This window comes from Sporosarcina sp. Y838 (assembly GCF_056786515.1).
Map to the genome: position 1 here is coordinate 66,413 of NZ_JBXCJD010000014.1, position 11,560 is coordinate 77,972.

Genomic DNA, 11,560 nt, shown 5'->3' on the forward strand with positions numbered 1-11,560 from the left:
ACTGGTTTTTCCTGCACTGGTTTCTCTACCGGTTTTTCCTGTACTGGTTTCTCTGCCGGTTTTTCCTGTACTGGTTTCGCTACCTCTTTATTTGTTTCATATGATTTTAACAAGCTGTAAAACTTTCCAAAATCAATATCTTTACCGAACTTTGGATTATAGGAAAAAGATTGATTGTCCCCCCCTATATACCATTGAATATACTGTTGCACTTTTTGCACCTGTACATTGTTTTCTGAATATGAAGCCTCTACATTATTGTTGTTCGGCAGTAATAGAGCCGAACCGAGCATGAGTACTGCAATCGATTTTTTCATCTCATTACTCCTCCCTTCGCAAACTATCATAACGCGGGAGAGAATCAGATTATCGGTTTTTATTACCAACCTATCCAATTCTTAATCAAGTGTCTTATCAAAAGAGTTCATGATTCATGATATTGGATAACTTTGGGCGACTATCTTTATATTTCATCTGAAATGGGGTTGACACCCTCGTAATATATTGATTCTATTCCTTCTCCGATGACAACTAGACGAGCCTCCATTTTAATGTATTCTGGCATCCAGTTGACCATTCCATAAGCATATTGAAATAAATATGGGTTTTTAAATCCGTTGATTGGAACATAACCTTTCATTCTATATACTGTTTCCGGTAATGATTTTACCCAGTGCTCAAACTCTTCCTTATTAACGCTTTTCGAAAATGTTATTAGTTTTGAAGAGAGCGGCAGGTTTTTTCCAGATATAATTTCTTTGTTACTAACTTTTTGTGGTGAGCTCAGAGCCTTCTCAATATTGGCAAAGGCGATTTTGGCACCAGTCGTCTGAATAATAGGTGCAGAATTATTAAAATTCGAAATTTCTAGTGTAACTTTTGCCATTTCATCATCAGTTAATAGATCTACTTTATTTGCGATGATTAAATGGGCGTGACGAATTTGTTCCATGAATAAAGCTCGTATACGCGGTGACAGTTTGTCACGTTCCAACCAGCGTTTGGAATCTGCTACCGTTACAATCCCCTTAATGTTAAGTCGATCCGCAAACAAAGGAGAATAAATGGCATCCAGTGCTTCCACCGGATGTGCGGCACCCGTCGTTTCTATCAAAATTACATCAATATCGTTATTTTCCTCAAGTAACCCTTGCAATTGCGCTTCAGTCTTTTCAGACCCTGTACAGCAAATACATCCTTCAAGGAGTTCTTTGAGAGGAACCCCGCCTTCTCCTTCGACTGTATTCGAATCGAAAGGCAAAGCTCCAAATTCATTCATCAATACAGCGGGTTTTTTGCCTTGTTCTTTTAATTGAATAATTGTATGGAGCAATAGTGACGTTTTACCACTGCCTAGAAATCCGCTAATTAAATATACATCAATCATCTGTATACCCCTTTCATTTTTTAATTTAAAAAGCGTCCCGCCGATTAGGACTGGACGCTTTTTAGTTATTTCATTACTTTTTGAGTAAAACTTCTTGAGCTTTTTTCAGCTGAGGATCGTCTTCTTGAATTTTAGTCCGTAGTTTCTCCATTAGACCGTACGTAGTATCCCCTGTTAGAATACCAGTTGTGTCCAAATTTAAATCCTCTTGGAGTTTTTTTATAGCTAGCTCTGTTTTTTCATCGAACTGTCCATCGATTTCGCCTGGCTCATACCCAACAGCCTCAAGCATTTCTTCTGCAGACTTAATAGTAGTCGTAAGCATACCTTCCTTCATCACCATTGTGGGATCGAGGAATGGAAGCAATGCATAGGATGGGTACGGTACTTTGAAATCAGGCTCAATTCCTTTTTTATGAATCCAGTTGCCTTCAGGAGTTAGCCATTTTGCTGTTGTTAACTTTAAATTTGAGCCATCCGAAAGGTCTTGCGGTGTTTGAACAGTTCCTTTACCAAATGTTTTTACACCGATAAGAGGGATGTCAGCAGATTCTTTCATTGCGCCTGCCAGGATTTCAGAAGCTGAAGCACTACCATCATCAATAATGAGCGCTACAGGTACTTTGACTTTCCTAGTTCCCGAAGCCGTGTATACCTCAGGAGTCGTCCCTTTCCCTTCAAATTGAAAGATGTTTTTCCCATTCTCTACAAATAGATCTGAAATATCGATCGCCGTATCGAGTCTTCCACCAGGGTTTTGCCTTACATCGACAACCAGCCCTTTCATATTTGCATCTTCCATTTCATCAAGGGCGACTAGCAGTTCGTCGTAGGTCCCTTCAGAAAAGCTCGTGATATGAATGTGTGCGATTCCGTCATCAAGCATTTCTGCATATACTGTTTCAATTGGAATAACATCACGCTCAATTTTGATATCAACTGGTTCTGTTCCTTCGCCACGTCTAATAGTTAAAGTGACAGTAGTACCTTTTTCACCTCGGATTAGAAGAACCGCTTCAGATGAAGACATACCTTGTATACTTTTACCGTCAACTGCAATTATAGTATCATTTGGCAGTAATCCAGCACGTTCTGCGGGTGAGTTTTTTATAGGAGAAACAACGTTAATATAGCCACTTTGTTCCTGAATTTCGGCACCAATCCCTTCGAAACTTGAAGAGATACTTTCGTTCAATTGTCGGGCTTCCTTCTCATTCAAGTAATCAGAATACGGGTCACCCAGTGCATCAATCATTCCGTTGATAGCTCCATCAATAACTGCAGTCTCATCGATATCCTGGAAATAGTTCGCTTCCATCTGGTCATACGCGTCATATAACTTTTCAAACTCTTTACGGTCTTTTACATTTTGTTTTTGAGGACTAACAACTTCTACGACTTTATCATCACCTGTTGTTAATACGAAGAAAGTCACTGCAGCGGAAGCCAAAACGAGTCCAAATACAACCATGACAAAAGAGAACAGTTTTATCTTAATATAACGTTTTTCCGGTGGTTGTTTATTTGGTTCGCTTTCTTGTGTGTTACCGGTATTCTCTTTCATCTCATTCCCCACTTTCTACTCTACATAAAGGAGTATATTCAAAAAAAGGACCGCTATATAGCGGGCGGTCCTTCGTTCTGATTACTCTTGGATTGATGCTTCAAGTGCAACTTCAATCATGTCATTGAAGGTTGTTTGGCGCTCTTCAGCAGATGTAGCTTCGCCTGTAAGAATATGATCACTAACAGTAAGGATTGCGAGCGCTTGTCGCCCAAATTTCGCAGCAAGTGTATACAATGCCGCAGCCTCCATTTCAACCGCAAGCACGCCATATTGTGCCCATTTTTCATGTTGAGCATATTCATTGTAGAAAACATCTTCTGTAAATACATTTCCGACTTTCAAATCAAGTCCTTTTTTAAGACCTGCATTGTATGACTTTAGTAGTAGGTCAAAATCTGCAGTCGGTGCATAGTTAACACCATTAAAAATAATTTCATTCATTTTAGAATCTGTCGAAGCACTTTGCGCGAGAATCACGTCTCGTACATGGACGTCTGCCTGAATCGCGCCACAAGTACCAACACGAATTAGTTTTTGAACATCATATTCTTGCATCAGTTCAGTTACGTATATAGAAATTGATGGAACGCCCATTCCTGTGCCTTGCACCGATATACGTTTGCCTTTATAAGTTCCCGTATAGCCGAACATATTACGGACTTCATTATATTGTGTGACATCTTCAAGAAACGTTTCTGCGATATATTTTGCTCGGAGTGGGTCTCCAGGTAGTAAAATCGTATCAGCAATATCACCTTTTTTTGCATTAATATGTATACTCATATTGAATAGCCTCGCTTTCAAATTTTCATTTTTTATCGTACATTTAACTATACCATTTTGCAATAATAATGCGAACTTAACTTATAAGAACCGCTCTTCATATAACTGGAATAAATCATCGAAAATGACGGATGGCATTTCCGCATCCGCCTTTTCTTCAATATAGCGTGATAAAGGATCAAAAGCCTTTTCTTCTTTTGGAAAACTGTAATCTTTAAACATGGCTTCCGCAAAAGAAGCTTTCAAATCATCTTTCGCCCCACCGCGGAAGGCGAGGGCAAAACGGTAAAAAGACCGGTCCATCCGTTCATCTCTTTTCTATACTTTTATCTGGTGAACTGTTCCAAATACTCTCCATAACCTTCTTCATCGAGACGGTCAATAGATACAAAACGGAGTGCGGCTGAATTGATACAATACCGCAGTCCATCAACTCCTGGACCGTCTGGAAACACATGACCAAGATGAGAATCTGCTGTTTTACTTCGCACTTCTATCCGTTGCATTCCATGGGTTGTATCGATTTTCTCTACTACCTCTACAGTTTCAATCGGCTTTGTAAAACTAGGCCAGCCACACCCTGCATCATATTTATCTTTGGAACTAAAAAGTGGTTTGCCGGAAATAAGATCGACATAAATCCCATCGTCGTAATGACTATCATACTCATTACGAAACGGAGCTTCTGTTCCGTTCTCCTGAGTGACGTGATACTGAATATCAGTTAGTTTCTTCTTCAATTCATCTTTCATTTATCTTCACCCCAATTTTCTGATTTAAACCTTTCTCGTCCAGACCCGGTTGCATACCTGTTGTAGTGTACAGGATTTTTCATGTAATAGTCTTGATGTCCTTCTTCAGCACTATAAAAAACCTTAGCAGGAAGGATTTCTGTTGCGATTGGTTTCACAAATTTACCTGAACTATCCAGTTCGGATTTTGTTTTTTCAGCAATTTCTTGTTGTTCAGAACTATGATAATAAATCGCTGTTTGATATGATTCACCGCGGTCAAAAAATTGCCCACCTGAATCTGTCGGATCAATTTGTCTCCAAAATATGTCGAGTAGTTCATTGTAAGTTATTATTTCTTCATCATACGTAATTTGAACGGCTTCACGGTGACCAGTCGTATTTGTACAAACAAGTTCGTAAGAAGGATTTTCGATATCTCCGCCTGTATAACCCGAAATGACAGAAGTAACACCTTCATATCGGTCAAATGGTTTCACCATACACCAAAAACATCCACCTGCAAATGTTGCTAATGACTTTGTCATCGTTAGACCTCCCTATTCTTTTGGAATATAAATTTCGAAGTTAATCTCGTCATCCGCTAAGTTGAATGTTTTTGCCTTTACTTGTAAATTACCCGATAAAGGAATTTCTGAAAGGTTAATGAATAATTCTTCTTCTGTGGGGCGAACAATCATCCACTCAGGAAGCTTCACGGAATCCCTTAAGATTTTTAAGACAACAGCTGGCTGGATATTCAATTGGCCAATTTCCATCGCTGATTGTTTCAAAATCAGATTTCCATCTTGCTGTACAATGGGATCGAAATGCATTAAGACTGGCAAAGTAAAGGAGAATATATTCAGTTCAGAAATCAGAACTACGTCGTCGCCAATTTCCATTGTTACTGGAAGTGGCTCACCATTTACCGCTTTTTGGATATACGTATTTGCAATTCCTTCTAAATCTTCTTTAGTCGCGGTCAATGTTAGAACATGGTCTGTTCTGTCTGGTTCTTCCATTTTCGGAAGTGTTGCGGATTCTGATGAAACCCCGAGTAGTACAATTAATGCTGCGACTGCTGCAGCCACTAGTCCTGCAAGTACAAAAAAACTGATTTTCCACATGTGAACAGCTCCTACATTTCCAATTCCCCGTCTGACAGTTTCTTCAAATTACATTGTTGAAGCTTTTCAAGGTAACGGTCTGCCAACTCTTCATATCCCTTGGCGTTTGGATGAAAGAAGTCTGTATGGTATACCATGTTCGTATTCGAATCGAACAGGTCACTTACAGGAATGAAGCAAGATCTCTCGTCCATAATTGTCCGAACTTCAATTGCTTCATTCCAATCATCAATGATATCATCAAATTCATTTGCTTCATCTGTCACAATTGATAAAGGATTATATAGACCAGACAAAATAATGATTGCATCACCATTCAAGTCACGAATGATGCTAAGGAGTTCATCTAATCTAATTTCAAACTTACCGAGTTCAATATAAAATGGACCCATCTTTAAATTGAAAAGGTTAGACTTGACGACCTTCATAACATCGTTTCCACCAATTGTTAGGAAAATGAAATCGGCATTTTTTATTGATAATTGTATGTCGCGTTCATCTAATTTGGTAATAAGTTGGTCACTTCTTCGACCACGTTTCGCCAAATTGGTCACATCGACATCCTTTACCCCTTTCCAATCAGCCATTTTGCTGGTAACACGTCCAAAATAACCTTCTTTTTTTAGTTCGTCTCCGACACCCTGCGTCAGTGAATCACCTAAACCAAGCACTTTTATCTGTTGTGGAATGAAGTAACCTGGGATTTCCCATCCAGTAAATGAAATTTCGTTTCGCACGGAGAATGAATTTGTTTTTTTTGTAAACGTTTGCTGACAGCCAGACAAAAACAATGAGAAGGCGATCACAATCAAGAATACTCTTCTCATAAATAGAGTTCCCCTTTTCTTCAGTAAAGAATCATTTATCTTTATTCAGCAGAAGACTCTCACCTCCATAGGTGGGAGATGAATGCGGTTTTATTTTCCTGTTCAGCGGGTGTCCAAACACTCGCTGAACAAAAGATAAAGCCTCCGGCGGATGTCACAGATTTTGAAAGGAGTCAATCGAGCAAGCTCGATTCAAAATCTGGACGCAATTACGCCGAGGCGTAATTGATTAATCAGCATAATACATGAAACCAATTGCACCTTCTCCAGTATGTGTACTAATAATTGGTGCAGTGAATGTAAGTTTCACATCTTTTATACCTGAGTCTTGTATCAATTTTCTCAATGGTTCTGCCATAGCCAAACCGTGTGCGTGAGATATACCGACCCCGCGAACAATTTTCCCCGCGGTTTCCTCTTTGAAAACTTTGAATAAATGTGAGACTACTTGTTTATGACTGCGTACCTTCGCAACCGGCGTATAGACTCCGTCCTGTAAAGTAGCAATCGGTTTAATATTCATCAGTGATCCAATCAGCGCTTTACCCTTTCCAACCCGGCCTCCCTTAACCAGATTGTCTAGTGTATCGACTACTACAAAAAGCGTGGTCTTCTTACGGATTGTATTCAACCGGTCAATAATTTCTGTGGCAGAACTTCCCTTTTTCTCCATTTCAGCTGCTTCAATCACCTGAAATGCCAAAGCGTGTGAGATATACATAGAATCGATGACAGTCACTTTTGAATCTGTCATTTCAGCTGCCGCCTGAGCAGATTTAACAGTACCACTCATACCGCCTGTCATATGGATAGAGATAATTTCGCTTCCATCCTCACCAAGTCTGTCATATAATTCTTTGAAAACACCTGCGGCAGGCTGCGAACTTTTCGGCAATTCAGTGGAATTTTTCATCAACCCTAGAAATGCTTCGGGTTTTATATCAACACCATCAATATATGTTCTCCCATCAATTTGGATGGTCAACGGAACAATATGGATAGAGTACTTAAGAATATCTACTTCTTTCAAATCGGCTGTCGAATCCGTGACTATATGAATCTTTTTCATAGCTAGCACTCCTCTTGGGTATTAAAAGTTCCTCATTCAAATTAATTTAATAAAGAGTATGCGCATCACAGGCTTATCCCTCAGCAGGAAGTTTGTCATATACTACAAATGAATACGGGAATCCATCTTCTGTAAAATGATCTTCTGAAGCAGATACAATTTTCCATTCTGGACCGTAATCCGGGAAAAAAGTATCCCCTTTGAAAGGCTTCCGAATATCCGTTATGTAAAGGCGATCCGCTATTTCCATCGCCAAGCGAAATATTTCTGCCCCTCCGATAATCATCACTTCTTCTGCATATTCTTCAGCTCTGTCAATCGCATCTTTCAAATTGTGTACAACGATAGCCCCTTCAGCCGTGAATGATTTATTACGTGTAACAACAATGCTGAGTCTTCCAGGCAATGGTCTTCCAATCGATTCGTAAGTCTTACGTCCCATTACCATGGCTTTCCCCATTGATATTTTTTTGAAATAAGCCAAGTCTTCAGGTATGTGCCAAGGTAATTCGTTATTCAATCCAATAACCTTATTCGTATCATGTGCTACAAGTAGAGAAATCATTAAACTCCGCCTTTCTTAGACAGCAATTGGTGCTTTGATTTTTGGGTAAGGATTATAATTTTCAAGTTCAATATCTTCCGCCTCCAAATCGAAAATTGATTTCCCTTTACTATTCAGCTTTAATGTTGGTAGTGGTCGTGGTTCACGTGTCAATTGTTCATTAACCTGATTAATATGGTTTGCATAAATATGTGCATCGCCTAGTGTATGGATGAATTCTCCAACCTCAAGATTGCATTCATGTGCAATCAAATGAACAAGAAGTGCATATGATGCAATATTAAATGGCACCCCTAGGAAAATGTCCGCACTTCGCTGATAGAGCTGGCATGACAGCTTTCCATCTGCCACATAGAATTGGAATAGTAAATGGCACGGGGGAAGTGCCATTTCATCGACTTCAGAAGGATTCCAAGCAGTAACAATATGCCTTCTAGAATCCGGATTGTTTTTAATACCATCAATTAAGTTTGCAATCTGATCAATTGATTCTTCCCCACCAGACCACGATCGCCACTGTTTACCATACACAGGTCCTAGGTCAGCATATTTCGCTGCAAACTTTTCATCTTCCAGAACACGTGCTTTAAATGCATCCATTTCAACTTTATATACAGCCGCGAAGTCTGAATCCTGTGATGCTCGACGCCCGAAATTACTCATGTCTGGCCCAGTGTATTCGGAACTCGTCGCCCATTGTTCAAAAGCCCATTCATCCCAAATTGGATTCCTGTCTTCAATGAGCGTTTTGACATTTGTATCTCCTTTAAGAAACCACAGTAGTTCCGAAGTAATAAGGCGTAAAGCCGTTTTCTTTGTGGTCATGAGAGGGAATCCATCTTTCAAATTAAATCTCATCTGATATCCAAACACACTGACAGTACCAGTGCCTGTTCGGTCTTGTTTTTTTGTACCCGTTTCAAGTACATGTTTACATAAATCTAAATATTGTTGCATTCAAAAAGCCTCCTTGCGATAGTGTTAAGTATATCAAATATAGGCTTGCTTTGATAATAAAAAAGACACCTCCAGCGTGGTTATTTAAGATAACCACGCTGGAGGTGTCTTTTTCGCCCTTGATATGACAATCTTTTAAGATTACTAATAATTATTTATAACATTTGCGTCATGGTTACTCAAGTATTATGAGGATTGGTTGTGGTTGTATATTCCGAAAACTTGCAACTGATTTTGGACATCATTGTACTCGTATATTTGTATAGAAGAAGGTTAAAATTCCCAATGGGATTACTATATCTCTTCGCATTGCATTTTGAATTGTCGCAGAGTAAGAATGCATTAATGAACACCACTTACCCAGTAAGGACAATAATCAATTGAAAAAGAACTTCGAATAAGAAAAACATAGGGAAATTTTAGTCTTCCTATGTTTTCATTCATATTATTTATCTGTTTGTTTTTGCTTTTTTTTCAAATACTCCGCACGTATTTTTTCAAGTTGCTGCTTTTTATCAAATATGGCAGGCTTGTTTTTTTCATGATACTTTGCCACAGCCACCTTACCTTTGGTATCCAATTGATATTTTCCCATTTCGTTCACCTACTTTTCTTGTCTTTAAAGAGAATCCATTCAACAAATATAATATACCTTATTTTACTGAAGTAAACCTTTTTACTTTATTAGTGTACTGCCTAACCTTGCAAAGATCAGTAAAAACTTAGTAAAATATTTCATAGCCAAATGGTATTCATTACACTTATCTTTACGTTCTTAAATATGCTGATTCATTATCAACAAATTTAGGAGTGCTCCCAATGAGCTCTATATGCATTTTACCACGGAAACGTGTATTAATCGAAGAATATATACTTGCTAGTAAATCTCTATCTTATATCGCGAAACAGCTAAAAACAAGTACGAACGCGAAAACCGCGGCTATAAGTCTTTGTGGACCTTGACGATATCAAGCATATTCTCGTCCGTTTGAAGAGGGGCTGATCACTAGATATGATTGTCGGACGGTATGAAAAAGAGAACGGAAAGTTATTCACTATCAGTGATACAAACATTTACCGCTGCGTAGCAGCAGGACTATTCCAGTTGTCCCAAAGCTTCTAATCCGTAAAGTGAAAAAGATGATCTTGAACTCGCTCTTCATGAATACATCAATTCACACCAACAGCTGATGATAAAAATCATTTTCACTCATATTGACTTTCTAAGTGGTCAGGTTGAGCTACTAAACCAAGAGATAGCTTCTAGACTTTCCTCATACCAAGAAGACCTTTAGCGGTTGGATTCTATTCCTGGCATTGGCACTCGTACGGCTAAACAAATCCTAGCTGAAATCAGGACCGATGTTGGAAAACAATTTCCAAGCTCTTCCCATCCATGTTCCTGCGCAGGATTAGTTCCTGGCCATAACGAAAGTGCTGGCAAAAGGAAATCCACTAATATGAAAAAAGGAAACAAATATATAAAGTCAGCTTCATATCCTTTTGCTCATATTGCATCGTCTGACATTCCACAAAGCGACGTAGGAAGTCGATCTTCTTTGTGTTCACCATTTGCCGATTGTCGAATGTATTAACAACGGGTATCTTGAACCCATCACTGTTCACAAGAGAGGACGTGACGCTTACAAGCTGATTCAACCCTTCCGTATGTGAATCTCGGAACGAAGTAAACACCCGCGTTTAGTCGCACCGGAGTGGGTGCTAGCGATTGAAGTATCTTACTAACCATTACTCTTACTTGCTGGGCTGTATAATGGTCTTTATAAATATTAAAATTACGTTCTGCTTCATAGCACGACTCTTTTGCAATTTCATTCTCCGTAATAAATGATAGAGAACTATTCTGCTTATCTGCGTGATTACTCCCGCTTCACTGTTGTAATCAAGACGTTAACCTGACTGATTTACTGTTTACACTACAATGTTTCTTTGCACTTGGCTTTTGTCCCAAAAAACTTTACGTGTAATGAAGCTCTCGAATACCCCAGCATGTCCAGTAGATTTTCTAGTCACTATCTCTTTAGTGCTTCTTCGGAAAGCATCGGCTGGACGAATCGCATTTGGCATCCATTCAACCGGTAATCCCGATCAAACGAGTGCTTTCTCCAAATCATCCATTATTTTGACTAATTGCTTGACAACCGAGAACCACATTATATGCCCTAGAATACCGTCTTGTTGCTTGTTTTGGACAGCCGTCATATTTTCAAGATTAATAGACATGCCTAACAACCCTTTCTACTTTTGTATTTTAATAAATAGAAAAACGTATTTATACATAGTGATAGCTAAGTAAATGCGTTTTAAAATAACCCTATATTCTTATTTTAATAGATCCTCTTCCGTATTATTCGATTAAGCTCTAGATTATTAGTACCGACTATATAGTATTCTCGAAGCAAACGAAAAGCAGCTTTACTAGTTCTAATGAACTAGTAAAGCTGCTTTTTATTATGACCCCTACGGGATTCGAACCCGTGATACCGCCGTGAAAGGGCGGTGTCTTAACCGCTTGACCAAGGG

At 39.0% G+C, this 11,560-nt stretch carries 15 protein-coding genes and 2 pseudogenes; 2 read left to right on the forward strand and 15 right to left on the reverse strand.

Features of this window, described 5'->3' with window-relative positions; all coding sequences use genetic code 11:
- Positions 1-463: 463 nt before the first annotated feature.
- The 12 genes from AC1TO4_RS15040 to AC1TO4_RS15095 form a co-directional block, all read right to left on the reverse strand.
- Complete coding sequence (locus AC1TO4_RS15040; RefSeq protein WP_482106006.1) at positions 464-1,387, reverse strand: CobW family GTP-binding protein; 924 nt, start codon at positions 1,385-1,387, stop codon at positions 464-466.
- Positions 1,388-1,460: 73 nt separating this feature from the next.
- On the reverse strand, positions 1,461-2,951 hold the full coding sequence (locus tag AC1TO4_RS15045; RefSeq protein WP_482106007.1) for a lmo1851 family serine protease: 1,491 nt from the start codon (positions 2,949-2,951) through the stop codon (positions 1,461-1,463).
- 81 nt (positions 2,952-3,032) lie between these two features.
- On the reverse strand, positions 3,033-3,737 hold the full coding sequence (gene deoD, locus AC1TO4_RS15050; RefSeq protein ID WP_482103399.1) for a purine-nucleoside phosphorylase: 705 nt from the start codon (positions 3,735-3,737) through the stop codon (positions 3,033-3,035).
- 81 nt (positions 3,738-3,818) lie between these two features.
- Positions 3,819-4,040, reverse strand: coding sequence for a YozE family protein (locus AC1TO4_RS15055; RefSeq protein WP_482103398.1), 222 nt, complete (start codon positions 4,038-4,040; stop codon positions 3,819-3,821).
- Positions 4,041-4,063: 23 nt separating this feature from the next.
- A complete protein-coding gene (gene msrB / locus AC1TO4_RS15060; protein WP_482103397.1) occupies positions 4,064-4,489 on the reverse strand; it encodes a peptide-methionine (R)-S-oxide reductase MsrB in 426 nt (141 codons plus the stop codon).
- Positions 4,486-5,016, reverse strand: a complete 531-nt coding sequence (msrA, locus tag AC1TO4_RS15065) for a peptide-methionine (S)-S-oxide reductase MsrA (RefSeq protein WP_482103396.1) — start codon at positions 5,014-5,016, stop codon at positions 4,486-4,488. The genes msrB and msrA overlap by 4 nt, the downstream gene beginning before the upstream one ends.
- Positions 5,017-5,028: 12 nt before the next feature.
- Positions 5,029-5,598: a YpmS family protein gene (locus AC1TO4_RS15070; protein ID WP_482106008.1), complete on the reverse strand. Its 570-nt coding sequence runs from the start codon at positions 5,596-5,598 to the stop codon at positions 5,029-5,031.
- Positions 5,599-5,609: 11 nt separating this feature from the next.
- Positions 5,610-6,425, reverse strand: a complete 816-nt coding sequence (locus AC1TO4_RS15075; protein ID WP_482106009.1) for a GDSL-type esterase/lipase family protein — start codon at positions 6,423-6,425, stop codon at positions 5,610-5,612.
- 229 nt (positions 6,426-6,654) lie between these two features.
- Complete coding sequence (locus AC1TO4_RS15080) at positions 6,655-7,494, reverse strand: DegV family protein (RefSeq protein WP_482106010.1); 840 nt, start codon at positions 7,492-7,494, stop codon at positions 6,655-6,657.
- Positions 7,495-7,567: 73 nt separating this feature from the next.
- Positions 7,568-8,059 (reverse strand): dihydrofolate reductase, encoded by a 492-nt coding sequence (locus tag AC1TO4_RS15085; RefSeq protein ID WP_482106011.1) that lies wholly within the window; start codon positions 8,057-8,059, stop codon positions 7,568-7,570.
- A 15-nt stretch (positions 8,060-8,074) separates the two neighbouring features.
- Positions 8,075-9,016 (reverse strand): thymidylate synthase, encoded by a 942-nt coding sequence (locus tag AC1TO4_RS15090; RefSeq protein ID WP_482106012.1) that lies wholly within the window; start codon positions 9,014-9,016, stop codon positions 8,075-8,077.
- Between the two features lie 445 nt (positions 9,017-9,461).
- A complete protein-coding gene (locus AC1TO4_RS15095; protein ID WP_482106013.1) occupies positions 9,462-9,611 on the reverse strand; it encodes a hypothetical protein in 150 nt (49 codons plus the stop codon).
- Between the two features lie 224 nt (positions 9,612-9,835).
- Here AC1TO4_RS15095 and AC1TO4_RS15100 point away from each other — a divergent pair, with 224 nt between their 5' ends.
- Both AC1TO4_RS15100 and AC1TO4_RS15105 read left to right on the forward strand, forming a co-directional pair.
- Entirely contained in the window at positions 9,836-9,979 is a 144-nt protein-coding gene (locus tag AC1TO4_RS15100; RefSeq protein ID WP_482106014.1) for a hypothetical protein, read from the forward strand.
- A 335-nt stretch (positions 9,980-10,314) separates the two neighbouring features.
- Positions 10,315-10,611, forward strand: a complete 297-nt coding sequence (locus AC1TO4_RS15105; RefSeq protein ID WP_482106015.1) for an IS110 family transposase — start codon at positions 10,315-10,317, stop codon at positions 10,609-10,611.
- 20 nt (positions 10,612-10,631) lie between these two features.
- Here the strand turns inward: AC1TO4_RS15105 and AC1TO4_RS15110 are convergent.
- From AC1TO4_RS15110 to AC1TO4_RS15120, 3 genes and pseudogenes are all read right to left on the reverse strand, one after another.
- Positions 10,632-10,871: pseudogene (locus tag AC1TO4_RS15110) on the reverse strand (DUF6744 family protein); the annotation flags it as partial.
- Between the two features lie 77 nt (positions 10,872-10,948).
- Positions 10,949-11,113, reverse strand: a pseudogene (locus tag AC1TO4_RS15115) (DUF6744 family protein); the annotation flags it as partial.
- 12 nt (positions 11,114-11,125) lie between these two features.
- Positions 11,126-11,260, reverse strand: a complete 135-nt coding sequence (locus AC1TO4_RS15120) for a hypothetical protein (protein WP_482106016.1) — start codon at positions 11,258-11,260, stop codon at positions 11,126-11,128.
- Positions 11,261-11,560: the final 300 nt, after the last annotated feature.

Coding starts and splice junctions, on each gene's coding strand:
- AC1TO4_RS15075 (WP_482106009.1), bottom strand. CDS start 6,425: ATGAGAAGAGTATTCTTGATTGTGATCGCCTTCTCATTGTTTTTGTCT.
- AC1TO4_RS15090 (WP_482106012.1), bottom strand. CDS start 9,016: ATGCAACAATATTTAGATTTATGTAAACATGTACTTGAAACGGGTACA.
- AC1TO4_RS15120 (WP_482106016.1), bottom strand. CDS start 11,260: ATGTCTATTAATCTTGAAAATATGACGGCTGTCCAAAACAAGCAACAA.
- AC1TO4_RS15045 (WP_482106007.1), bottom strand. CDS start 2,951: ATGAAAGAGAATACCGGTAACACACAAGAAAGCGAACCAAATAAACAA.
- AC1TO4_RS15100 (WP_482106014.1), top strand. CDS start 9,836: ATGAGCTCTATATGCATTTTACCACGGAAACGTGTATTAATCGAAGAA.
- AC1TO4_RS15085 (WP_482106011.1), bottom strand. CDS start 8,059: ATGATTTCTCTACTTGTAGCACATGATACGAATAAGGTTATTGGATTG.
- msrA (WP_482103396.1), bottom strand. CDS start 5,016: ATGACAAAGTCATTAGCAACATTTGCAGGTGGATGTTTTTGGTGTATG.
- AC1TO4_RS15080 (WP_482106010.1), bottom strand. CDS start 7,494: ATGAAAAAGATTCATATAGTCACGGATTCGACAGCCGATTTGAAAGAA.
- deoD (WP_482103399.1), bottom strand. CDS start 3,737: ATGAGTATACATATTAATGCAAAAAAAGGTGATATTGCTGATACGATT.
- AC1TO4_RS15070 (WP_482106008.1), bottom strand. CDS start 5,598: ATGTGGAAAATCAGTTTTTTTGTACTTGCAGGACTAGTGGCTGCAGCA.
- AC1TO4_RS15095 (WP_482106013.1), bottom strand. CDS start 9,611: ATGGGAAAATATCAATTGGATACCAAAGGTAAGGTGGCTGTGGCAAAG.
- msrB (WP_482103397.1), bottom strand. CDS start 4,489: ATGAAAGATGAATTGAAGAAGAAACTAACTGATATTCAGTATCACGTC.
- AC1TO4_RS15055 (WP_482103398.1), bottom strand. CDS start 4,040: ATGGACCGGTCTTTTTACCGTTTTGCCCTCGCCTTCCGCGGTGGGGCG.
- AC1TO4_RS15040 (WP_482106006.1), bottom strand. CDS start 1,387: ATGATTGATGTATATTTAATTAGCGGATTTCTAGGCAGTGGTAAAACG.